Here is a 23,229-nt window from a genome sequence, read left to right as displayed (position 1 = left end):
CGAACGGGCCGTTTGAGTGAAGCAGCGGAACCAACCCGCCGGGGAGTCAGTTGATCAGGGCGCTCCACTAGCGGGCACTCGTGCGACAAAAGGACCAATGATGCTCAAGAAGATCATGACTGCTGCCGCGGTCACCGCCGCTGCCGTCGGCGCGGGCGCTGCTGTCGCGGCCCCGGCCATGGCCATCGGCAACGACAACGGGATCAACACCGTCAACGGCAACGGTGCCACCCAGATCTACGGCAACCAGAAGACCGAGGGCGCCATGAGCCCGCAGCTCGGCCTGGTCCAGGGCACGCTGAACAAGCCCTGCATCGGCCTGCCGGTCAAGGTCAACGCCCAGTCGATCCTGGCCCTGATCAACGTCGGCGTCCAGGACATCAACGTCCTGTCCAACCCGCAGAACCAGCAGTGCACCGAGAACTCCACCCAGGCCAAGGGCGACGAGCCGCTCTCGCACATCCTGGACAACATCCCGGTCCTGTCCGGCAACCTCTCCAACGGCAGCTGATCGGCGTTCCCCCGGCGTCCTGACGGGCCGTACGGCCCGGGCCCCGGTGCCCGTGGAGCGACGCGGTGACGCGGTCGACGTGGTGTGTGACGTGACGAGGGCCCCGGCAGCCTCCAGCTGCCGGGGCCCTCGTGCGTGGCCGGGAGGCCTCGGCCTCAACTCGTCCAGAACTCCCACCACCGCGTGAGGATCAGCATCCCGATGATCCCCAGGTGCAGGGCGGGCGGGGCCCAGCCGAACTCGGCGAAGAACCGCCGCAGCGGGCCGGGGGCCGCGCTCGCGGTGACGTTGTGCGCGGTGACCGCCCAGAACATCAGCAGGGTGGCCGCCCAGGTCAGACAGCACCACAGGCAGAGCGCGTTGATCTCGTAGAGGGACTGCACCATCAACCAGGTGCAGAAGCCGGTGCCGAAGAGCATGCCGGCGTTCAGTCCGAGCCAGAACCAACCCCGGTAGCGGGCGCCGGCGAGCAGGCCGGCGCCGACGCAGACGACGACCCCGTAGGCGACCAGGCCCAGCATCGGGTTGGGGAAGCCGAAGGCCTGCGCCTGCTCGCTCAGCATGACGCTGCCGCAGGAGACCACGGGGTTGAGGCTGCAGGCGGGCTTGAAGGACGGGTCTTCCAGCAAGAGGAACTTGTCGAGGGTGATCACCCATGAGGCCAGCACCCCGGCGGCTCCGGTGAGGATCAGGAACCAGGCCAACCGCCTCGGGGCGCGTGCGGGTTCGTCCTCGGCCCGTCTGGAGCGGTCCTGTTGACGGGGGAGGTCCACTGGGGCGGTTGTGGTGCTGTCGGGGGCCATGCCGTTCGTTGCCATGGGGCCCATAGTCCCGCGCTCCACCGCAGACCGGGCCCAACCGTACCCAGGTGTACGCAAGTTGACCTGAAGGGATGGCGGGAACCCCTGATACTTCCCGGACGTTTTAACGAATCCCGGACGTGATGTCAGTGCCAGGGGCTACGTTGTGCTTCCGCGAAGTGACAAGCTGCGACGGCCTGGAGACCCACCTTGAGCGATCCGTACGAGACAACCGAGGCCCACCTCGATCGACTCCTGGGCCGCGCCCTGAACTCCTTCGACCTGCCGGACCGGCTGGTCGGGCGACTGCGTACGGCGCTCGCCCACAGCTCTTCGCTGCACACCACCCACCACAGCCCGAGGGCGGGACTGTGGCGGGAAACCCACCGGCACACCTACCTCCTGGCCGACGGAGGAGCGGTATCCCTGTGGGAACTGGTCTACCGACAGCAGGGCGACCGGGTCGTGCGGCACGAGCTGTTCACCGATCGGTCCGAGCTCTGCCTGGCTGTGGCCCGGGTCTTCGGGGAGGTCCCCGCGCAGTCGGCGCGGGACGACCTCACGGGGGCGGAGCCGCAGGACGAGGCCGCCGCGCTGAGCGCCCTGTTCGCGGACCCGGCCCCCGCGCCGCACCGCGAGTACACGGTGGAGCAGTCCGCCGACCACGCCCGGCGGGTCCTGCGGCGCGCGGAGAACGCGGACCGACCCGGCGAGGGGGTGGCGCTGCGCCTGCGCTCGGCGTACGCGCACCAGATCACCCAGGCGTTCGGCGGACGGCCGCGGCTGTGGGACGGGCGGGGCGTCGGATTCACCCTGTACGAGCACGCGTTCGTGCTGGTGGACGGCAGCGAGCTGAGCCTGTGGGAGGTCGAGCACACGGCCACGCCGGACGGCCGCCACATGTGCGAGGTGTACGAGAGCGAGGCAGCCGCGCGCGAGGCAATGGAGCTGCGCGCCCGGGTCCGCTGACGCACCGGCGAGGGCGTGCGGCGGCGCGGGCGCGGGAGGCAACGTACGCCCGGCCGGCCTCGGAAAGCGCGAACGGGCGCGCCCGCCGGGAGGCGGACGCGCCCGAGGGGCATGCAGCTCAGACGACCTCGGCGACCTCGGCGCCCTCGCGCTCGGCCATCGGGACCTGCTTGCGCGGCAGCATGAACATCACCGCGAAGATCACGACCAGGACCGCCACCACCCACCACAGCGCGCTGCGGAAGGCCTCCACGTACGGGGCCCCGTAGACCATGTCGTCATCGATCACGCCGAAGAAGACGACGGACGTCAGGCCCAGGCCCAGGGCGTTGCCCATCTGCCCGGTGGTGTTGATCAGGCCGGAGGCGGACCCGGCGTGCTCGCGCGGGACCTGGGAGAGCACCGTGTCGGTGAGCGGGGCCACGATCAGGCCCATGCCGATGCCCATGACGACGAGGGGCGCCGCCATCTGCCAGGAGGCGATCGCCATTCCGTAGTGGGAGGACTCCCAGATGTAGAGCAGCAGACCCGCGGCCATGGTCAGCGCGCCCGCCTGGAGCACCTTGCGGCCGAAGCGCGGTACGAGCTTCTGGACGGACATGCCCGCGGCCGCCGAGACGGCGATCGAGAAGGGGATGCCGGTGGTGCCCGCGCGCAGCGGTGTCCAGCCGAGGCCCATCTGCATGTAGAGCGTCCAGACCAGGAAGAAGATGCCGGTCGCGATGCCGAAGGTGAGCTGGACGGCGATGCCGCCCGCGAAGCTCTTGATCGAGAAGAGGGAGAGCTCCACCAGCGGCGAGCCGTCCTTGCGGATCTTGTACTTCTCGTAGGCGATGAAGCCGACGAAGAGGAACGGCGCGGCGCCCATGCAGACGAAGCCCCACAGCGGCCAGTCGTTCTCCCGGCCGTGCGTCAGCGGGAAGATCAACATGACGAGGGCGAGCGTGGCGAGCACGACGCCGATCAGGTCGAGCCGCAGCGCCTTGGGAGCCTTGGACTCGGTGATGAACTTGGCGCCCAGGATCACACCCGCGATGCCGACGGGCAGGTTGATCAGGAAGATCGGGCGCCATTCGAGGCCCAGCAGGTTCCACTCGGTGAGCAGCGCGCCGAGCATCGGGCCGGAGACCGCGCCGAGACCGACGATCGCGCCGAACATGCCGAAGACCTTGCCGCGTTCTCGGGGCGGGAAGGTGACGTGGATGATCGCCAGCACCTGCGGCACCATCATCGCCGCCATACCGCCCTGGAGGATGCGGGAGGCGACGAGCACGGAGGGGTTGGCGGCGATGCCGCAGAGCGCCGAGGCGGCGGTGAACCCGGCTATGCCGATGAGGAAGAGGCGCTTGCGGCCGTAGATGTCACCGAGACGGCCGCCCGTGATCAGACCGGCGGCGAAGGCGAGGGCGTACCCGGCGGTGATCCACTGGATCGCGCTCGTGGAGGCGCCGAAGTCCGCGCGCATGCTGGGTATCGCGATGTTGACGATCGTGACGTCCACCAGGTCCATGAACGCCGCGGTCATCACGATGGCGAGCGCCAGCCAGCGGCGGCGGTCGGCGGGTGAGCTGCTGCTCGTGTCGTCGTCGAGGGTGTGGTTCCGCTCTTCTCGTACGGGCCCGTTCTCTCTTTCGGGCGATGTCTGGGCTGTCTCGGTGCTCATGGGATGAAACCTAGACCCCATGTAGGTCAGTTGGTGTCCTATTTCCCTGGCAGCCTGGTTCTCATGAACGACACTCCAGCCCGGCTGCTCACCCTGCTCTCCCTGCTCCAGACCCCGCGCGAATGGCCGGGCAGCGAGCTGGCCGAGCGGCTGCGGGTGAGTGCCCGCACCATCCGGCGGGACATCGAGCGGCTGCGCGAGCTGGGGTACCCGGTCGAGGCCACATTGGGGTCGGAGGGCGGGTACCGGCTGGTGGCGGGCGCGGCGATGCCACCGCTGCTGCTGGACGACGAGGAGGCGGTGGCGATCGCGGTGGGCCTGCGGGCGGGGGCCGGGCACGCGATCGAGGGGGTCGACGAGGCCTCCGTACGGGCCCTCGCGAAGCTGGAGCAGGTGCTGCCGGCGCGGCTGCGGCGCCGGGTGGGCGCGTTGCAGTCGGCCACGGTCGCGGTGACCCGCGGCGACGGGGCGAGCGTGGACCCGCGGACCCTGACGACCATGGCGGCGGCGGTGGCGGGCCCGGAGAGGCTGCGGTTCGCCTATCGGGCACGGGACGGGGCGGAGTCCCGGCGGCTGGTGGAGCCCTACCGGCTGGTGAGCACGGGGAGCCGGTGGTACCTGGTCGCGTACGACCTGGAGCGGGACGACTGGCGGACCTTCCGGGTGGACCGGGTCGGCGATCCGTTCCCGACGGGCGCGCGGTTCACCCCGCGGGCGCTGCCGGTGGACGCGGCCGAGTTCGTGCGGCGGGGGCTGCGGGGAGCGCAGACGTACGCGGTGGAGGTGACCTTCGCGGCGCCGGCGCAGGCGCTGCCGGGCTGGCTGCGGGGGAACGAGGTGCCGGTGGCGGGGGGCTGCCGGGTGCGGTTCGAGAGCGGGGACGCGCCGGAATGGTTGGCGGCCCGGCTCGCCCTGACGGGAGAGGAATTCACGGTCCACACTCCGCCGGCCCTCGCGGAGGCGGCCCGCGTCCTGGCCGCGCGGTTGGTGAGGTCGAGCCCCGCCGGGGCGTGAGGCCCGGGGGGGCGGGCCCGGGGGGCCTGGGGGTGGGGGCGGACCCCGGGCGGGGATGCCGGTTCATGGGAGCCGGGCCGGGGTGGTCCCGGTCGGCCGGTCCCGGACAGCGGGGAGCCCCCGGCGCCTGGGGGGGATAGGCACCGGGGGCTCGTTCGGGGGGCTTCGTCGCGCGCCGAGGGCCGATCAGGCCACGGCGTCGAAGCCGGTGTCACGCGCCATCCGCTTCAGCTCCAGCAGCGCGTGCTTCTCGATCTGCCGGATGCGCTCGCGGGTCAGCCCGTGCTGCTTGCCGACCTCGGTCAGCGTGCGCTCGCGGCCGTCCTCGATCCCGTACCGCATCTTGATGATCGACGCGGTGCGCTGGTCGAGCTTGCCGAGCAGGTCCTCCAGCTCCTCGCTGCGAAGCAGCGAGAGCACGGACTGCTCCGGGGAGATCGCGGAGGTGTCCTCCAGCAAGTCCCCGAACTGGGTGTCGCCCTCGTCGTCGACGCCCATGTTGAGGCTGACCGGGTCGCGCGCCCAGTCCAGTACGTCGCCTACGCGCTTCTCCGTCGTGTCCAACTCGGCGGCGATCTCCGCGTGCTCCGGGTCGCGCCCGTTCTGCCGGTTGAACTCGCGCTGGATGCGGCGGATGCGGCCGAGCTCCTCGACCAGGTGGACGGGCAGACGGATGGTGCGGGACTGGTCGGCGATCGAGCGGGTGATGGCCTGGCGGATCCACCACGTGGCGTACGTGGAGAACTTGAAGCCCTTGGTGTAGTCGAACTTCTCGACCGCGCGGACCAGGCCCGCGTTGCCCTCCTGGATCAGGTCGAGCAGCGGGAGCCCGCTGCGCGGGTAGCGGCGGGCGACGGCGACGACCAGGCGGAGGTTGGAACGGATGAAGACTTCCTTGGCGCGCTCTCCCTCGGCCGCCAGGGCTTCCAGTTCCTCGCGCGTGGGGCTCTCCCCGGCGGGCTCTATCGCGCCGTCGAGGATCTGCCGGGCGTAGACGCCCGCCTCGATGATCTGCGACAGCTCCACTTCCTTGGCCGCGTCGAGCAGGGGGGTGCGCGCGATCTCGTCCAGGTACATTCCGACCAGGTCGCGGTCGGCGATCTCGCCGCCCGCGGCGCGGGCACTGCCCGTGGACTGACTGCGGGCGACGGCGCGGGTTGCCATGCGTGCTCCCTTGCGATGCGATGGATTTCGGTCGCGGTGCGGCTGCCGGACGCCTCGGCTGCGAGAGGTGCGGCACGGTCGACGCGTCCTTCGGACACTCTCCCGAGTGCCCGCTTCCGAAGGAAACAACGACTGGAATCGGGACAGAATTCCCACGCGGTCCGCTCTTTTTTCAGATCTTGCAGTATCCTGCCCCGTCGTCCCCGGCCGACGGGACGCGGAGCGGCGCCGCATGAGCCGGCGGAGGTGCAGGTCAGGGCCGGTGCCGACGCCGTTCCCTGGCTTTGACGGACATCCGCCACCACTGCGCCCCGTGAGACGCCCGTCACGCCACGACGGCGCCGCCCAGGCTGTGCTTCCCAACCGCGAGGACGACCCCGGCGGGCTCACGGTTGCCTGGACTGGTGAGCGAATGACCGTGAATGACCGAAGACGCGACAAACGGGCCGTTTCACCCGGAACCGGTCTAGCCGAACTGTAGGGAGCGCTTGGACAGGCCCATCCAGAAGCCGTCCACGGAGGTGGCGGGGGTGGTGAGGTCGCCGGAGGCCTCCGCCGCGCCCAGGGTGACGAAGAGCGGCGCGAAGTGCTCCGTACGGGGATGGGCCAGCCGGCCGGCCGGGGACTTGGCCTCGAAGTCGAGCAGGGCGTCCACATCGGCGGCGGCCAGCGCTTCGCGGCCCCAGGCGTCGAACTCCGTCGACCAGCCGGGCACGCCGCCGTGCCGCAGCGCGGCCAGGTTGTGCGTGAAGAAGCCACTGCCCACGATGAGGACGCCTTCGTCCCGCAGAGGGGCGAGGGTGCGGCCGATGCCCATGAGGCGCACGGGGTCCAGCGTGGGCATGGATATCTGGAGCACCGGTATGTCGGCCTCCGGGAACATCTCCACGAGCGGGACGTACGCCCCGTGATCGAGCCCCCGGTCCGGGATGTCCTGGACGGGGGTACCGGGCGCCCGCAGCAGTTTGCGTACCGAGGCGGCGAGCTCCGGGGCGCCCGGGGCGTCGTAGCGCACCCGGTAGTAGTGCTCGGGGAAGCCCCAGAAGTCATACACGAGCGGGGCCGGCTCGGTGGCCCCGAGGGCCAGCGGGGCCTCCTCCCAGTGCGCGGAGACCATCAGGATCGCGCGGGGGCGGGGCAGGCGGGCCGACCAGGCGGCCAGTTCGCCCGGCCAGATCGGGTCGTCGGCCAGCGGCGGGGCGCCGTGGCTGAGGTACAGGGCGGGCATGCGGCCCGTCGCCGGGGTGGTGTTCGTGGACACAGCGCGCTCCTCGTGGCCGGTGCGGGGGGCCGGCGTACGTCCTCGTACGCGGTCCCGTGAAAAGACTAACCCCGCTTCGTTCAAATTTGAACGAAGCGGGGTCGACCGTCATTCCCGCACAGCGTGTGGGCCCGTCAGTGGGCGAGCACCGGCACCTTCACCTCGTCCGCGACCCCGCCGCCCGAGGCCACCGGACCACCCGAGCCGGGCCGGCCCGTGTTGATCAGCGTGAACGCGATGAGCGAGCTGGTCACCAGGATGCCGACGGCCCACCAGATGGCCGAGGAATACCCCTGCACCATGGCCTGCGCCTGGATCAGCTTCGCCGCCGCACCGCCCGCGGCGGCCTGCGCCGCGTGGTCGGTCAGGTACGCGGTCGTCGCCGAGGCGGCGATGGTGTTCAGCAGCGCGGTACCGATGGCGCCGCCCACCTGCTGCGAGGTGTTCACCATGGCGGAGGCGACGCCGGCGTCGGCCGGGTTCACCCCGTGCGTGGCCAGGGACATCGCCGGCATGAACGCCGAACCCATGCCGAGGCCGAGCAGCAGCTGCGCCGGGAGGATCAGAGCCGGGTAGGAGGAGCCGACCTCCAACTGGGTGAGCAGGAGCATGCCGGTCGCCGCGAGCAGGAAGCCGGGGCCCATCAGCAGCCGCGGCGGAACACGGGTCATCAGACGGGCGCCGATCTGGGTGGAGCCCGTGATCATGCCCGCGATCATCGGCAGGAAGGCGAAACCGGTCTTGACGGGTGAGAAGCCCTTCACCACCTGGAGGTAGTAGGTGAGGAAGAGGAACAGGCCGAACATCGCGATGACGGCCAGACCGAGGGAGAGGTAGACGCCGCCGCGGTTGCGGTCCAGCACGACGCGCATCGGCAGCAGCGGGGACTTCACCTTGAGCTCGGTGAGGACGAAGCCGCCGAGCAGCACCACGGAGGAGACGAACATGGCCACGGTGAGACCGTCCGACCAGCCCGCGGACTCGGCGCGCGTGAATCCGTAGACCAGCGAGACCAGACCGAGGGTCGACAGGACCACGCCGGGGACGTCGAGCCTGGCGCGGTTGCGTCCGCCGGCGGGCTCGCGGATGACCAACCAGGCACCCGCGGCCGCGATGATCGCGAACGGGATGTTGACGAAGAACGTCCAGCGCCAGTTCAGGTACTCGGTGAGGAAGCCTCCGAGGATGAGGCCGACGGCGCCGCCGCCGCCCGCGATCGCGCCGTAGATGCCGAAGGCCTTGGCCCGCTCCTTGGCGTCGGTGAACATGACGGCCAGCAGCGAGAGGGCGGCGGGCGCCAGCAACGCGCCGAAGGCGCCCTGGAGCGCGCGGGCGCCCAGCATCATGGCCTCGCCGGTGGCGGCGCCGCCGAGCGCGGAGGCCAGGGCGAAGCCCGTGAGGCCGGTGATGAAGGTCTTCTTGCGACCCCACTTGTCGGCGATGCGCCCGCCGAAGAGGAGGAGCCCGCCGAAGGCCAGCGCGTAGGCGGTGATGACCCACTGGCGGTTGCCGTCGGAGATGCCGAGGTCGGTCTGGGCGGACGGGAGGGCGATGTTCACGATGGTCGCGTCGAGGACGACCATCAGCTGGGCCAGGGCTATGAAGACGAGGGCCTTCCAGCGGCTGGGGTCCGCGGTCGACGGAGGTGTCGCGGCTGTTTTGGACATGGGGGTACCCACTTCACTGTGCGAAATGACGGAATTGCTACTGAAGGCATGTTTGAAGTCAACGGGCGGCCGCCGCCGGGGCGTTCGGGGCGACGGCGCCGCGATCCGGGCTCGGGGCGTCACATGGCGGTCCGCCGCAGGTCGTCCAGGGTGGTCGCGGCGCCCGGCAGCTCGGAGCGGGCCGGAGCACGCAACCCGTCGAGGAACACCTGGAGATGACGGTGGACGAAACGGTCCGCGTCCGGGCAGCCGGTCCCCGGGAGGGGGCGGCCGAGTTGGGAGAGGGCGACCATCAGGTCACCGACGCCGATGTCGGTGCGGACGAGTCCGCCGTCCTGGCCCGCGGCCAGCAGGCTCTCGATGGCTTCCGCCAACGCGCCGCGCGCCGCGATGAGTTCGGGGTGGTCGTGGTCGAAGTCCGCGGAGAGCATCGGGCACAGGGCGCCGAACCGCTCGTCCGCCGCCGCGTGCGTGAACCGGCACAGCGCGGCGAAGGCGTCGGGCTCCCGGGCGAGGGCCTCCTCCGCGTGGAGGACGACCCGGTCCATGACGTAGAGCACGACGTGGTGCACCAGCGCGGCCCGGTCGGGAAAGTGCCGATAGAGGGTGGCGTTGCCGACGCCGGCCCTGCGGGCGACCTCGTCGAAGGGGGCGGCCGAGCCGAACTCGACGAAGAGTTCCCGGGCCGCCGCCAGGATGCGCTCCCGGTTGCGGACGGCGTCGGCGCGGGGGCGCGGGAGCCGCCCGCCCTTGCCGTCGACGTCGGGCCGGGCCGGGTGCGGCGCCGGGCCCGTGAGGTCCACCGACGCCCGGGGGGCGGTCGGGGCCGCCGTGGCGGTGGTGGGGCGCTTCATCGCGGTGCCTCCTTGGCGCGGGACTCGGGGACTGATCGTCGGGACGTGATCGCTCCGGCGTGATCATGTCGGCTGGTGATCATGGGGACGTGGTGGTCGGGGTTCGATGCGCTGCCCCAAACGGGGAAGCCGTCCCCGTTTGGCGGACCTCTGTGCAAACGGGGATCGACTCCCCGGTTATTTCACTCGCACGTGTGACTCGGGTCACACCATCGCGGCCCGGTGTTCCCGTTTGGCCGTGCCCGGCGCGCGGGCGCGCCGCAGCCGTCGGAGGGTGAGCGCACAGAGCAGACCGGGCCCGGCCGGCTGCCGCGGCCCGAAGGCGAGCTCCATGACGCAGACCCGCCACCGGATACGCAGTCCACGCCGCACCTGCGCGTACGTCGGCATCGCCGCGCTGGCCATCGGCGTCACGGCGACCGCCGGCGCCGGGATATCCAGCCGTGGCCACTCGACCGCCGGCCCCTCGGCCACGAGCGTCGACTCCGCTCTCGCGCCCTGCCGGATCGCGAGCACGATGGGCGTCCAGATGTCCGAGGGAATTCCGACGCCGCCCGGTTACTCACGGTCGACCGGCGAGGTCCGGGCCTTGAACCTGATGATCGACTTCCCCGACGCCAAGGGCGAGGGCTCGGCGATGGACCGGCTGGCGGAGTTCTTCCCCCAGACCTCGGACTGGTTCCGGACCAGCTCGTACGGCCGGCTCACCTACCGGGCCGAGGCGCCCATCCGGAACTGGCTGAGGATGCCGATGCCGTTCGCGGCGTACGGGATCGGGCGCGGGTCCGCGTACGAACCCGGCTACCGGCAGCTGGTCGAGCACATCGCGCAGGCCGCCGACTCCGAGGTGGACTTCAGCAGGTACGACCTGATCAACGTACTCGTCACGCCGAACGCAGGGCCCTCCGCCCTGGACACCGTCCTGTCGGTGACGTTCTCCGGCAACGGCGAGGCGCCGATGGCCGACGGGGTCCCGCTCGCCAACACGTCCTTCGTGTACAGCCGACAGGACGACGGCTCGGGCTCCTACCGCGAGACCGGTTACCGGGTGCTGCCGCACGAGAACGGCCACGTCTTCGGGCTGCCGGACCTGTACACCTCCGACGGGGGCGGCGCGGTCGGGCACTGGGACATCATGAGCGAGGACTGGGGCTCCAACAACGATCTGCTGGGCTGGCACAAGTGGAAGCTGGGTTGGCTGGACAGCGACCAGATCGGCTGTGCGGCCAAGGCCGGGGTCACGGAGCAGGTGCTGACGCCGCTGGGGGCGGAGGGCGGCATGAAGCTGACCTTCGTACCGCTGACGGAGAACAGCGGGTACGCGGTGGAGGTGCGGACGCAGGCCGGGAACGACGAGGCCGTGTGCAAGCCGGGCGTACTGATCTACAAGGTCGACTCGCAGGTGGACACCGGGCGCGGGCCGGTGACGGTGTCCGACAGCACGAGCGCCAGCGGGGGGTGCACACGGCGGCCGAACGTCCACTCGGAGCTGTCGGACGCGCCGTACCGGCCGGGCGAGACCTTCACCGACGGGAAGGCGGGCGTCACCATCGCGGTGGTGGGCGAACCGCGCACCGGGAACTTCAAGGTCCGGGTGACGCGCAAGTAGCACCGGCCATCCCTGCGGCGCCACCTCCCCTCCCCCTCCGCCGCCCTGATCACGCGGTGCATCTGGAGTATCAACCAGGGGTGACATCCAGGACGAACCGGCTCTCGTAGAAGTCTACGAAGAGCCGGTTTCAGCCGGCGGAGTTTTCATACCTTCCACCCCTACCTGTCTCCCCCCCGTTGCCTGTGTACTCATCACAAGTCGCAACCAAGCGGGGGATTGTATTTGCCGTGTCCGCGCCGCCACCACGCTCCGTGAGGAAGTCGCGTGGTGCCGGATCGCCGGTCACGACATCGGCTCTCCTGACCTCTTGCCGAAGGAAGGAGAAAGCCGTGACCGGGACGTCATCCGGTCGGAATGTCGAGATCGCCTGCCCCGATCCGCGTACCGCCGTCACCGCTGGACCCCACGACGGCACCCCCGCACCGGCCGACACGCCGTGCGGGTCGCCGGGGTCGAGCGGGCCGCCCCGGGCTCTCCCAATGGCGTGTGGGGTGTCGGCGAACCGCCCAGCATCTCCGCCAGGCCGGCGGTCGTGAACGCCATCCGCAACGCGACGGGGTCGAGCCTGCCCCACTCCCCGGCCGCGCCGGAACACACCGTCGGTACCCAGCCCAGATGATCTTCCCCGGGTGCCGCCGAGAGCGCTCAGCTCGAAGCGGCACCCCGCGGGGGCCACTTGTTGTCCCGGGTGCGTGCCCCGCACGGGCGGCGCAACCGGGAAACCCCCACCGTCTCCAAGAGGAGTGAACGTGACCGCGCACATCCAAGAAGCGAGCATCCAGGACCTTGAGAACGCCTGGATCGAAGAGGCCGTCAGACTGGCCACGAACAGCGTGGCCAACGGCGGCGGTCCGTTCGGCGCCCTGATCGCCAAGGACGGCGAGATCGTCGCGCTCGGCAACAACCAGGTCACCGCGAGCCTGGACCCGACGGCCCACGCCGAGGTGAGCGCGATGCGCGCCGCCTGCAAGGAACTGGGCGACTTCTCCCTCGCGGGCTGTGTCCTCGTCACCTCCTGTGAGCCCTGTCCGATGTGCCTCTCCTCCGCGCTGTGGGCGCGAGTCGACCGGATCGTCTTCGCGGCCGACCGGCACGATGCCGCGGTGGCCGGTTTCGACGACCGCAAGTTCTACGACCTGTTCGAGAAGACGCCCGCGTCGATGTGGCCGATGTCGGTCGAGCAGTTGCACCTGCCGAACCGTACGCAGCCGTTCGACGCGTGGCTGGCCAAGTCGGACCGCATCGACTACTGACCGGCGCCACGCGCAAAGGACCGACGGCGGCTCGGCCTGTACCCGACGGCGACGGGCACAGGCCGAGCCGAGTTCGTCCGCCCCCGTCAGTCAGTCTTGCTCCCAAGGTGCGGGGTTCGGGTGGCGGTTCCACCACCAATCCGACCGCGGCACGCTCTGCGGATTCTCCCGCCAGTCCTCTGCGGAGGCTCCCTGACGGGTCATCCTCTGTCGCAGCGACAAACCGCTTGTCCAACTGCTCCAAAGCCTCGTCGAGCAGCTCGGTGACGTCACGAGGCAGGCGGACACCGATTCCGTCCAGCTCGTCGCGAGCTTCCAGCCGCTCCCGGTAGAGGTCGGCCGGGTACCACCCCGATGGCGCCCACGCGGATTCCATTTGCGTGATGACCCTCTCCCACACCACCAGGTTGCCCTTCGCGGTCCAGAGGGGGCTGCCGGTGCCGTCGTCGAGGGAAGTTGTCCTTTTTCACCTCGCCACCGGCCGACCCCGAGACGGTGTGCCGCGCGTTGGGTGGTTTGAGCTCCTTTCCTGCCACGCCCACGGTCGCGGCGAGCTCGACGGTGGTGGCCGTGGCGGCCGCCGCTGCGACTTCGGTGGCTCCGAGAGTGAGAGCGGCTTCGCAAGAACGCCAGGGTCGTACCGGCGACGATGACGCTTCCGGCAATTTCCAATTCCCGGTCGAGTTTCCTCTTCGGATCAGCGTCTGCGCCGCCTTGTTGGCGGCTGCCGCCATGTCTTCCATGTCGCCGGCGAACGCGCACCAGGCACTCGCGATGTTGCGCAGTTTGCCGACGTCGGCCGCAGGCCACTCGACTTGCCGTCGCCGCCCACTCGCGTCTGCGGATCGACGGAGCCCCCTGGGAGCCTGCCCCCGGCGCGACCCCGGCGGCCGCCTGGTCAGTCCCTCGGTGGGACGCTCAGGTGGCACCCGCCGTCGCCCTCGCCCCGATCGCCCCCCTCTGTCGCGCCAGGAGTCGCACCCCAGGACTCCTGCGAGTGGCCGCCGCGTCGCGCCGTTCCTGTACCGCCGGCTACAGGCGGCTCTTCGGCCACCCACTTCCGATGAACCGTGCGCCAATGGGGGCGCATCCGTGCGACACGATCCGCTAGGCTGTCGGTGGCCAGTTGGCTACTGGGCGCACGCCGGGGAATGTATCCGTCAGGACATCTCACCCGGCACGCGGACAGGGCCGGCTGATCAGCATGTTTGACTCGCCGAGGGTGGCGAACCCCCCACTGGGGATCTTCCTCTCGGTTTCGTCAAGCCCCCGCCTTCGTAGCTCAGGGGATAGAGCACGGCTCTCCTAAAGCCGGTGTCGCAGGTTCGAATCCTGCCGAGGGCACGTGAACCGAAGAAGGCCCCCCGCCGGGTGATGGTGGGGGGCCTTCGGGGTTTTCGCGGGCCCGAGGGGAGGGCGGCTCGGGCGTCAGCTCAGGCCTTTGCTGCGTTCGCCGATGCGGTCGCCCTGGGGGGAGCCGGAACGCTTGAGGGCCGCCTTCGTGTGCGCTCCGCCCTTGACCTTGGTCGGGACCGGCCCCTCGAAGCCGTGACCCGGCGTGCGGGGCAGGTGGGTCTGGTCCGCGGCCTTCGTGATCGCCGCCCGCACGTCCTGCTTGTGCTGTTTGTTCATCCCGTCGTCACTCCCTCGGGAAGCACCCCATAGGTCTGCCAATCGGTCTAACGGGATCGTATGCAGGTATGGGGGGCGGCGCACGCCGATCAAGGGCCGTGCAGGAGTTCCTCCGGGCACGGCGTGCCCCGGGGCAGCTGGTACTTCGCCGCCACCCGGTACTGCCCCGGCGCCGGGGCGAGCAGTTCCGTCCAGACGTCCCCGTCGGCGTCCACCGGGGCCTTGAACAGACAGCCGGCCGAGTTCGCGTACTGCTTGGGCGTCGTGGCCGCCGCCCTCGACGCGAAGGTCTCCTGCGGCGGCGGCACCGCCTTGCCCGCCGCGTCGAGGAGCCCCAGCCAGGGCGAGTGCGGGATGCGCACCAGGACCCGCCCGGCCTCCCGCACCTCGATGACCAGCTGGTCGGCGCCCGCCCGCAGCACCGTCGCGGGGCCGGCCACCAGGTCCGTCGGGGCGAGCACCTTGTACAGCTGCCAGTTCGCGTCGCCCCACACCTGCTGGAGGTACGGCAGCCCCTCCCGCACGAGCTTCGCCTCGTCCGCCCCGCCCGAGTCGGGTTTGTCGGCGGGCAGCACCACGTAGTGCACGGCCCAGCGCTCCAGCCAGGACCGGTAGCTGTCGGCCGTGAGGGTGTCGTCGTAGAAGATCGGGTTGCGCTCCAGGTCCGCCTGCCGGTTCCAACCGCGCGCGAGGTTCACGTACGACGGGAAGGCCGACGACTCGCGGTGGCTGCTGGCCGGGACCACCTCCACCCGCCCCCGGTCGGCGCCCACCTTCTGGAGCTGGTCGACCAGCGGTGCCAGCTCCCGGTTCCAGGCGGCCAGCGGGGTGGTGCGGATGATGTCGGTGATGCTGTTGGCGGTGATCCAGGCCGTCAGCCCGGCGAAGGCGACGACCACCGCGTACCAGCGCCGCGAGCGCGGCACCGTGTACGGGAGCGCCGCGAGCAGCACCGCCCCGCCGAACAGCATCACCAGACGGGTGACGTTCGACCCCACCTGGGAGTCGATCGCCCAGGTCAGGAACACCCCCACCGTGTACACGGCCGAGGCGATCCGGACCGTCTTCCACCCCTTCGGCACCAGGAACAGGATCGCCAGCCCGAACACGAACGGCAGCCAGGCCGAACCCAGCTTCATCGGCTGCGTCCCCGAGAAGGGGAACAGCCAGGCCGACAATCCGACCACGGCCACCGGCGCCAGTCCCAGCGCGTACGCCCCCGGCCGCCGCCCGCTCAGGAACAGCGCGGCCGCGACCACCCCGAGGAAGAGGCCGGCCACCGGGCTGGAGGCGGTGGCCAGCCCGGCGAGCGGGGCGGCGACGGCGGCCTTGGCCCAGCGCCGCTGGGACCACTTGCGCGGCCAGCAGAAGACGGCCGCGACAGCGGCCAGCGCGAACATGGCGCCGAGCCCGAAGGTGACACGGCCGGACAGGGCGTTGCACAGCAGCCCGTACACCCCTGCCAGGGCGGGCCACAGCGGACGCCGCACGGCGCCGCGGCACCGGGTCAGGATCAGCGCGAGCAACCCCGCCGAGGCCGTACCGGCGAGCATCATCGTGGTGCGGACGCCGAGCACGTGCATGAGGTACGGCGAGACCACGCTGTACGAGACCGGGTGCATGCCCCCGTACCAGGCGAGGTTGTACGCCGTGTCGGGGTGGCGGCCGACGAACTCCGCCCACGCGTCCTGCGCGGCGAGGTCGCCGCCGCTGTTGGCGAAGCAGAAGAACCAGACGACGTGCAGGACGGCAGCGAGGACGGTGGCGACGACCACCGGGTGCCGCTGCGCCAGGCTCATGCCGGTCGCTTCGCGCGGTCCGGTGTCGCGGGCGCCCTCCGGTCGCCGGTACTCCTCAGCGGTGGTCACTGCCGACGCCCTCTTCCGTCGCGTTCACGCATTCCGGCCCTCCCGGTCCGTCCGAGCTTCCCGGTCCACGGCTCCCTCCGGCTCCCGCGGCTCCCCGCGGCGCCCGGATTCACAGACGCGCTCAGGCGCCCCGGGGTCGTCCGGGGCGCCTGCGCGGGTCGCGGGTCGGGGGCGGATCAGCCGACGCGAGTCAGTTTGCTGCCGATGCCGGGCGCGACGAGATCGCTCTGCAACGCCACCGGCACCTTCACCTGACTGGCACCCTCGCCCACGGTCAGCACCCCGACCTCGGTCCCCGCCTTCGCGGTCGCCGGCAGCTTGGCTCCGCCGTCACCCAGCTTCACGGTGATCGTGAGGGAGGGCCAGCCGACTGCCTGCACGTCGGCGGTGGCGACGACCGGGGTGTGCCCGCCGAGCCCGTCGTCCACGTATCCGACGACATCGCCCTTCTTGACCACGGTCGCGTTCGTCAGCGCCTTCTGCGTGGCGATCATGACGTCCTTGCTGGCCGCGATGGCGGTTCCGAGGATGGGGACGCCGTACTGGCCGAGCACCGCGCCGACGATCAGCTGGTTGGTCTTGCCGACCTTCTTCTCGGCGGCGAAGAGCAGGTTGCCGCCGGCCTTGGTGGTGGAGCCGGTCTTGATGCCGACGGCGCCGTTGTACGGGACGAGGTCGTTGTAGTTCCGCCAGGTCTTGCCGTAGGGGTCGGTCCAGTTCGGGAGCTTGGTGATCGCGAGCAGTTCCGGCATCTCGACGACCTTCAGACCCAGCTTGACCTGGTCCTCGGCGGTGCTGACCGTCGTCGCGTCCAGGCCCGACGGGTCCGTGTAGGTGGTGTTGGTCATGCCCAGGTCCCGGGCGGCGTCGTTCATCTTCTTGACGAACGCCGCCTGGTCACCGCCGGAGTCCCAGCGCGCGAGCAGGCGCGCCACGTTGTTGGCGGACGGGATCATGATCGCGGCGAGGGCGTCGTACTCGGAGATCTTGTCGCCTTCCCTCAACGTGGTGACCGTCGACTCGCCCTCGGACTCCTTGCGACCGTCGTCGACCGCCGTCTTGTCGACGTCGATCATCGCGCCCTTTTCCTTGGGCTTGAGGGGGTGGTCCTTGAGGATCACGTACGCCGTCATGGTCTTGGCCACGCTGCCGATGGCGATCGGCTTCTGCTCGCCGAAGGTGCCGACGGTGCCGAGGCCGGCCGCGGCCATGAAGCCCTGGCCCTCCTTCGGCCACGGGAGGGTGGGGGCGCCACCGTCGAAGGTGTAGGAGGCCTTCGCGCTCATGGCGAGCCGGGGCGCGGGCAGCGGGCGTACGAGCTGCACGACGGCCAGGACCACCGCGAGGAGCACGACGATCGGGGCGTAGATCTTGACCCGCCGGAGCGCGGTGCGCAGGGGGGTCGGCGGCGGGGGCGGGTTGTTGGTGAGGTCCGCCAGCATGTCGAGCGGCGGCTTGGGGGGCAGCGGCTGCTGGGTGGTCCGCTCGGCGTCCGGCGAGGGCTGAGGCCGGGTGGGCCGGCCCGTCGGCTGCGGGGCCGGCGCGGGAGGCTTGGGCCCGTCGCCGCCCAGCGGTACGAAGGCGCTGCCGCGGCCCTGCGGTCCGGGTGCGGCCGGCTTCTTCTCGGGCGCGGCGGTGCCCGGCTTGACCGCCCGGAAGACGGCCGTGCGCTCACTGTCCCGGCCGGGATCGGCCGCCGCCGGCTTGCCCGGGGCGGTGCGGGGGTCCCCGGAGGGCTTCTTCTCGGGGGCGGGGGTACGGGCGTCCCCGGAGGGCTTCGTCTTGGGGGTGGCGGTGTCCGGCTCCCCGGCCGGCTTCTTCTCGGGCGCGGCCGTGCCCGGCTTGACCGCCCTGAAGACGGCCGTGCGCTCACTGTCCCCGCCGGGATCGGCCGCCGCCGGCTTGCCCGGGGCGGTACGGGGGTCCCCGGAGGGCTTCTTCTCGGGGGTACGCGACTCCTCGGCCGGCTTCTTCTCCGGCGCGACGGCGTCCTGCTTGACGGTGCGGAAGACGGCGGTGCGCTCGCTGTCGGCGACCGGCGCCGACTTCTCCGGTGCGGCCGGCTGCTTCTCGGGCGCGGCGGTCTCCGGCTTGACCGCCCGGAAGACGGCCGTGCGCTCGCTGTCCGCGCCCGGCGCCGGGTCGGTCGGGGTGGCGGTACGCGGCTCCTCGGCCGGCGCCTTGGCCGAATCTCGACCATCGGCGGCCGAAGCGGAACCCGGCTTCACGACTCCGAAGGCGGTCGTCCGCTGGTCGGCGGGGGCCGGCGGCTTCCCGGAGGCGGCGCCCTTCGGCTCCTCGACCTCCGGCCCGGCCGACCGACGCTCCGCCGAGTCCGCCCCATCGCCACGCGACTCAGCCCGCGAAGACGCACCCGAAGCCGCACCCGAAGCCGCGTCCGCGTCCGCAGCCGTACCCGAAGCGGAGCCCGACTTCGACACACCGAACGCCGTCTTCCCCGACTCCGCCGAGCGGGACACCTTGGCCGAATCACGGTCACGGTCGCCCGAAGCGCGCTCCGCCCCGACCGTGCGGAAGACGGCGGTGCGCTCGCTGTCGGCGCCCGTCACCGGCTTCTCCGGTGCGGCCGGCTGCTTCTCCGACGCGGCGGCGTCGGACGCCTTGGTCGCGGAGTCCCCGGTCGGGGAACCCGAACCCGGCTTCACCACTCCGAAGGCGGTCGTCCGCTGGTCGGCGGGGGCCGACGGCTTCCCGGAGGCGGCGCCCTTCGGCTCCTCGACCTCCGGCCCGGCCGACCGACGCTCCGCCGAGTCCGCCCCATCGCCACGCGACTCAGCCCGCGAAGCCGCACCCGAAGCGGAGCCCGACCTCGACACACCGAACGCCGTTTTCCCCGACTCCGCCGAGCGGGACACCTTGGCCGAATCACGGTCATTGTCGCCCGAAGCGCGCTGCGGCTCGTCCTGCGCCGAAGCGGAACCCGACTTCTCGTCCTCGGGGGCCGCCGACCCCCGGTCGGCCGGAGCCTCGGACGCGGCAGAACGCGAACCCGACCCCGAGCCCGTACCCGACTCCGAGCCCGAGCCCGTATCCGACTCCGCGCCCGACTCCGAGCCCGCACCCGAACGCGAGTCCGCCGAACCGTCGGAGGCGCTGGTGGCGACCCACGCCGCGACCGCTTCCTTCAACGCGTCCCGGTCCCCGGACCCCGCATCGCGCGGGCGCAGGACCGACAGCCTCGGGTCCCGTTCCGCAGACGGCGCGGCGGACTCCGCCGTTCCCGACGCACCTTCATCAACCGACTTGTCGGGGGACTCGCCCGCCACCAGTTCCTCCTCGTTCGCCGTCCGGCCGCTGTCCGAACCGTCTAACAGTGTCCCGTCTCGGGGGCATCGCCCACCCGCTAGACGAGAACGACATAGCTGCCGGTTCCCCCACAAAGCGTCCAGGCGCTCTCGACAGATGAATGTGAGAGGCGTCACCCTGTCACTCATCCACGCGGGGAGGCATGGATGGGCAGGAGCCGCAGAACAATTCCGGAGGAGCTTCTGCTGCTCGCCTTGGACCCGACCACGGGAACCACGGCGCAGCCGCAGTCGCTCGACCTCGGCCTGGCCGGGGCACAGCTAGTAGAGCTGGCTCTGGCAGGACGGATAGCCCCTGACGGGGATCGTATCGCCGTGGTGATGCCACGGCCGACAGGAGATCCGACTCTGGACTCCGCACTGGAACTGCTGCGCAGGCGCGGCAGCCCGGTCCGGGCCGTTCACTGGATCGGCGGACCCCGGCTGGGGCTCCGTCAGATTTACCTCGCTCACCTGGAGCGTTGCGGCATGGTGCATGCCGTCGCGGGACAGATGTGCGGGGTGCTGCCGACGACTCGCTACCAGGCGACGGACACGGCGATCAGCCGGGAGATCCGTGCCCGGCTCGACAGTGCGATCCGCACCGGCGTACCGCCGGACCCGCGGACCGCGGCGCTCGCCGCGCTGGCCCACGCGGTCGGACTCGGCAAGCACCTGTACCCCGGCAACGAGGGGCGGTCGTCCAGATCCCGACTGCGGGACCTGATCCGGCACGACCCCATGGGCGGTCTCGTGGCGCACGCCGTCATGGACGTCCAGAACGGGGTGGCGGCACAGCCGAGGCGCGACCGTGCCCCGGCCACCGCGTCGGCGACGGCCTCGTCCTCGACCTCGGCGGCACCCACCGCCCGGGCCGGCGGCGTACCGATGCAGCCACGCCGTACGGGTGCGATGGCCCGGGTGGCCGCGCACTGAGCACGGCACGCACGGAACGCACTGAACGCACCGAACGGACAGCACGCACGGCACGCACGGCACGCAGTACAGGCACCACCCGCACCAAAGACACCACCCGCGCCGCAGCCCGCCACACCCCTTGACCCACCGGCGGGCCGCCACGCACGCACCACGCACAGCAGCGCAACACCGCCACTGCCGCAACCGGTCGTCCCCCCAAAGGCCCGGTTCGGTAGCCGCCGGTGCGCGGGGCGGCGGGGCCGGTTCACCGGTCCCGCCGCCCCGCGCTTCTGTCTTTCCGGTCCGTTCCCCAGCGCCGCCACACCCTTCGGTGGCAGTCTGCTGAACATCAGACACGCAGAGAGACAGATCCAAAGAAGAAGGCGGAGGTGCCGTCCACGTGGCGTCCAATGTCAATCCCACCGTCCGACGCCGCCGACTGGGCATGGAGTTGCGCAAGTTGCGCGAGGACAAGGGCATGACGGCCGAGCAGGTCGCCGAGCGCCTGCTCGTGTCCCAGTCCAAGATCAGCCGGCTGGAGAACGGCCGTCGTTCCATCAGCCAGCGGGACGTCCGTGACCTTTGCGACGTGTACGAGGTCGAGGACCGCCGGCTCGTCGACTCCCTCATGCAGATGGCCAAGGACTCGCGCCAGCAGGGCTGGTGGCACGCCTTCGGCGACATCCCGTACAGCGTCTACATCGGCCTGGAGACCGACGCGGCCAGTCTGCGCACGTACGAGCCCCAGATGGTCCCCGGCCTGCTCCAGACCCCCGAGTACGCCCAGGCCCTGATCCGCGGCGCGCTCCCGGAGACGGCACCGGCCGACGTGGACAAGCGCGTCCAGGTCCGCATGCACCGCCAGAAGCGGCTCTCCGAGACCGACAACAACAACCCGGAGGTCGGGCCGCTGCGCCTGTGGGCGGTGATCGACGAGGCTGCGTTGCGCCGGCACGTGGGCGACGCGCAGTTGATGATCCGACAGCTGGAATACCTGATAGAGCAATCGGAACAGCCGTACATCACCGTGCAGGTGATGCCGTTCTCGATGGGCGCCCATCCGGGCGTCAACGGTCAGTACGCGATCCTGGAATTCCCGGACGCCTCCGACTCGACGGTGGTCTACATCGAGGGCGTGACGAGCGATTTGTACCTGGAGAAGGCGAACGACGTTCAGAAGTACAGCGTGATGTACGAGCACCTGCGCGCCCAGGCGCTCAATGTCGACCAGACACGGCAGTTCATCGCCGAGATCATCGAGCACTATGCGGGCAAGGGGAAGTAAAACGGGAGGCAGCGGGCACGCCACGGGTTGGGCGGGTGGCGAAGGGGCCGGTACGGTACACCGTCACTCCCCGACCGCAGAAGGCCTGAATGGAATATGCCACCCGGTCGAGTGAATGCCCACTTCAGCCATCGGGCGGGGCAGGTAGCGTCGATCACGTCAGCCGGAGTAATGGCTGGCGAGACCCGGAACTACTCGCTGAACCGGAGAGAAACATGGCTATTCGTCAGGGCGCTACGGAAAACTGGACCAAGTCCTCCTACTCCGGCGGAAACGGCGCCTGCGTCGAAGTCAAGTCCCCCGTCATGGACGCCATCGCGGTCCGCGACTCGAAGGTGCAGGACGGTCCGTCCCTCACCTTCGCGCCCGGGTCCTGGAACTCCTTCGTCACCGATGTCACCGAGGGACGGCTGGGACGCCTCGTCTGAGCGTGCCTACGACGTCCGCCCCGACCGTCCGCACCACGATGACGGCCGCAGATTGAAGCCCTCTCGACCGGTCGCCGTCCTGGCCGAGGGGGCTCGGCCGTGCCCGCAGCGGCCACGCCCCCGACGTCGCTCCGGACCCGGCCGCCCTCAGCGCAGTCGGTCCACGTAACGGTCCGTCCCCGGCACCGTCGGGATGAACGGCGCCACCAGTTCCACCCGCCCCAGACCTGCCTCCGCGACCTCGGTGTCCAGCCCCTCGAACCGGTCCCAGCAGCTTCGGGGATCGGCCTCCAGGAACCACAGCAGCGTCAACCGGGTGTTGAGGCCCTCCACCTGTTTGACGTACGTCATCCGGTCACCCGGCAGTGGCGTCGGCCGGAAGACCGTCACGATCGCCGCGGGGCCGCCCGCCAGCCGCTTCGGGAGGGCCTGTGAGCGCAGCCACTCCAGCAGCCGCGCCCGCTCCTCGGGGCCGTCGGCATCGATGACCTGGAGGACCAGCCCGGCGTAAGGGTGGTCGAGGGCGTGGAAGTCCCGCGGCCCGGCGGCGCCGTCGCGGTAGACGGTGGCCTCGTGGTCCTGGAACGCCGTGAAGACGTGCGTACGGTCCTGGTAGACGCGGCCGTCGCGGTTCAGCCGCTTGTTGATCCCGACGGTCCACTTCATGTGCTCGTCGTAGCGGCCTTCGGTCACCCAGTACGTCGACAGGTAGCAGCCGGCCGTGACGGGCCGGGCGACGGCCGACTTCTCCGGGTAGCGCAGCTCCTGGAGGTCCCTGGTGGCCACCCAGCGGCGACCCGCGTACATCCAGGGCATGGCCATGGCGCCGGCGTAGTAGTGGTCGTCCTCGTACCAGCGGTTGTACGCGAACTCGTGGCCCGGGTGCGGTTCGACCATGGTGATCAGCGCGTGGCCGGGGCGGACGCCGTACGGTCCCGCCGCGGCGAGCGCCGCGTACTCCTCGACCCGGGTGTCGTCCTCGCCGCCCGGCTGCCGCCGCGTCGATGTCTCGTCTGTCGTCATGG

At 70.9% G+C, this 23,229-nt stretch carries 18 protein-coding genes and 1 tRNA gene; 9 read left to right on the top strand and 10 right to left on the bottom strand.

The genetic code is table 11. The features are described from left to right. Window positions 1-100 precede the first annotated feature (100 nt). Window positions 101-511, top strand: a complete 411-nt coding sequence (locus tag ACV7NM_RS18795; protein ID WP_136217458.1) for a rodlin — start codon at window positions 101-103, stop codon at window positions 509-511. Between the two features lie 155 nt (window positions 512-666). On the opposite strand, the gene ACV7NM_RS18790 is transcribed toward ACV7NM_RS18795, so the two are convergent. Next, the gene (locus tag ACV7NM_RS18790) at window positions 667-1,338 is read right to left on the bottom strand and encodes a vitamin K epoxide reductase family protein (protein ID WP_463411347.1); all 672 of its coding nucleotides are present in this window, start codon (window positions 1,336-1,338) and stop codon (window positions 667-669) included. A gap of 183 nt (window positions 1,339-1,521) precedes the next feature. On the opposite strand from ACV7NM_RS18790, the gene ACV7NM_RS18785 reads away from it, so the two are divergent. Then, entirely contained in the window at window positions 1,522-2,280 is a 759-nt protein-coding gene (locus ACV7NM_RS18785) for a DUF6227 family protein (protein WP_463411346.1), read from the top strand. 118 nt (window positions 2,281-2,398) lie between these two features. On the opposite strand, the gene ACV7NM_RS18780 is transcribed toward ACV7NM_RS18785, so the two are convergent. Next, window positions 2,399-3,943, bottom strand: a complete 1,545-nt coding sequence (locus ACV7NM_RS18780; RefSeq protein WP_463411345.1) for an MFS transporter — start codon at window positions 3,941-3,943, stop codon at window positions 2,399-2,401. Between the two features lie 63 nt (window positions 3,944-4,006). Between ACV7NM_RS18780 and ACV7NM_RS18775 the strand changes: the two genes are divergently transcribed. Next, window positions 4,007-4,957, top strand: coding sequence for a helix-turn-helix transcriptional regulator (locus tag ACV7NM_RS18775; protein ID WP_463411344.1), 951 nt, complete (start codon window positions 4,007-4,009; stop codon window positions 4,955-4,957). Window positions 4,958-5,143: 186 nt separating this feature from the next. Here ACV7NM_RS18775 and ACV7NM_RS18770 read toward each other — a convergent pair whose 3' ends face one another. The 4 genes from ACV7NM_RS18770 to ACV7NM_RS18755 form a co-directional block, all read right to left on the bottom strand. Then, the gene (locus ACV7NM_RS18770) at window positions 5,144-6,121 is read right to left on the bottom strand and encodes a sigma-70 family RNA polymerase sigma factor (RefSeq protein ID WP_463411343.1); all 978 of its coding nucleotides are present in this window, start codon (window positions 6,119-6,121) and stop codon (window positions 5,144-5,146) included. Between the two features lie 466 nt (window positions 6,122-6,587). Beyond that, on the bottom strand, window positions 6,588-7,349 hold the full coding sequence (locus ACV7NM_RS18765) for a dioxygenase family protein (RefSeq protein ID WP_463413978.1): 762 nt from the start codon (window positions 7,347-7,349) through the stop codon (window positions 6,588-6,590). 167 nt (window positions 7,350-7,516) lie between these two features. Continuing rightward, window positions 7,517-9,049 carry an MFS transporter gene (locus ACV7NM_RS18760; protein WP_463411342.1) on the bottom strand — a complete coding sequence of 511 codons (1,533 nt, stop codon included), beginning with the start codon at window positions 9,047-9,049 and terminating at the stop codon, window positions 7,517-7,519. Between the two features lie 119 nt (window positions 9,050-9,168). Beyond that, window positions 9,169-9,903 (bottom strand): TetR/AcrR family transcriptional regulator, encoded by a 735-nt coding sequence (locus ACV7NM_RS18755; protein WP_463411341.1) that lies wholly within the window; start codon window positions 9,901-9,903, stop codon window positions 9,169-9,171. A 331-nt stretch (window positions 9,904-10,234) separates the two neighbouring features. On the opposite strand from ACV7NM_RS18755, the gene ACV7NM_RS18750 reads away from it, so the two are divergent. From ACV7NM_RS18750 to ACV7NM_RS18740, 3 genes are all read left to right on the top strand, one after another. Continuing rightward, the gene (locus ACV7NM_RS18750; RefSeq protein WP_463411340.1) at window positions 10,235-11,512 is read left to right on the top strand and encodes a M6 family metalloprotease domain-containing protein; all 1,278 of its coding nucleotides are present in this window, start codon (window positions 10,235-10,237) and stop codon (window positions 11,510-11,512) included. A 752-nt stretch (window positions 11,513-12,264) separates the two neighbouring features. After that, window positions 12,265-12,768 (top strand): nucleoside deaminase, encoded by a 504-nt coding sequence (locus ACV7NM_RS18745; RefSeq protein WP_463411339.1) that lies wholly within the window; start codon window positions 12,265-12,267, stop codon window positions 12,766-12,768. 1,271 nt (window positions 12,769-14,039) lie between these two features. Then, window positions 14,040-14,112 (top strand) — tRNA-Arg (locus ACV7NM_RS18740). Between the two features lie 84 nt (window positions 14,113-14,196). Here ACV7NM_RS18740 and ACV7NM_RS18735 read toward each other — a convergent pair. From ACV7NM_RS18735 to ACV7NM_RS18725, 3 genes are all read right to left on the bottom strand, one after another. Beyond that, entirely contained in the window at window positions 14,197-14,400 is a 204-nt protein-coding gene (locus ACV7NM_RS18735) for a hypothetical protein (protein ID WP_463411338.1), read from the bottom strand. A gap of 89 nt (window positions 14,401-14,489) precedes the next feature. Then, on the bottom strand, window positions 14,490-16,199 hold the full coding sequence (locus ACV7NM_RS18730) for an MFS transporter (RefSeq protein WP_463413977.1): 1,710 nt from the start codon (window positions 16,197-16,199) through the stop codon (window positions 14,490-14,492). A gap of 245 nt (window positions 16,200-16,444) precedes the next feature. Next, window positions 16,445-19,555 carry a D-alanyl-D-alanine carboxypeptidase family protein gene (locus ACV7NM_RS18725; protein ID WP_463411337.1) on the bottom strand — a complete coding sequence of 1,037 codons (3,111 nt, stop codon included), beginning with the start codon at window positions 19,553-19,555 and terminating at the stop codon, window positions 16,445-16,447. 186 nt (window positions 19,556-19,741) lie between these two features. Here ACV7NM_RS18725 and ACV7NM_RS18720 point away from each other — a divergent pair, with 186 nt between their 5' ends. The 3 genes from ACV7NM_RS18720 (at window position 19,742) to ACV7NM_RS18710 (ending at window position 22,204) form a co-directional block, all read left to right on the top strand. After that, a complete protein-coding gene (locus tag ACV7NM_RS18720) occupies window positions 19,742-20,509 on the top strand; it encodes a GOLPH3/VPS74 family protein (RefSeq protein ID WP_463411336.1) in 768 nt (255 codons plus the stop codon). Between the two features lie 382 nt (window positions 20,510-20,891). Then, on the top strand, window positions 20,892-21,776 hold the full coding sequence (locus tag ACV7NM_RS18715; protein WP_136216546.1) for a helix-turn-helix domain-containing protein: 885 nt from the start codon (window positions 20,892-20,894) through the stop codon (window positions 21,774-21,776). 215 nt (window positions 21,777-21,991) lie between these two features. Continuing rightward, on the top strand, window positions 21,992-22,204 hold the full coding sequence (locus ACV7NM_RS18710; protein ID WP_136216547.1) for a DUF397 domain-containing protein: 213 nt from the start codon (window positions 21,992-21,994) through the stop codon (window positions 22,202-22,204). Between the two features lie 147 nt (window positions 22,205-22,351). Here ACV7NM_RS18710 and ACV7NM_RS18705 read toward each other — a convergent pair whose 3' ends face one another. Beyond that, window positions 22,352-23,227, bottom strand: a complete 876-nt coding sequence (locus ACV7NM_RS18705; protein ID WP_463411335.1) for a hypothetical protein — start codon at window positions 23,225-23,227, stop codon at window positions 22,352-22,354. Window positions 23,228-23,229 lie beyond the last annotated feature (2 nt).

Source organism: Streptomyces sp. Tek67B01 (assembly GCF_055231995.1).
Note: the sequence above shows the minus strand (reverse complement) of the source record. Positions and strands in the feature narration are given on the sequence as shown.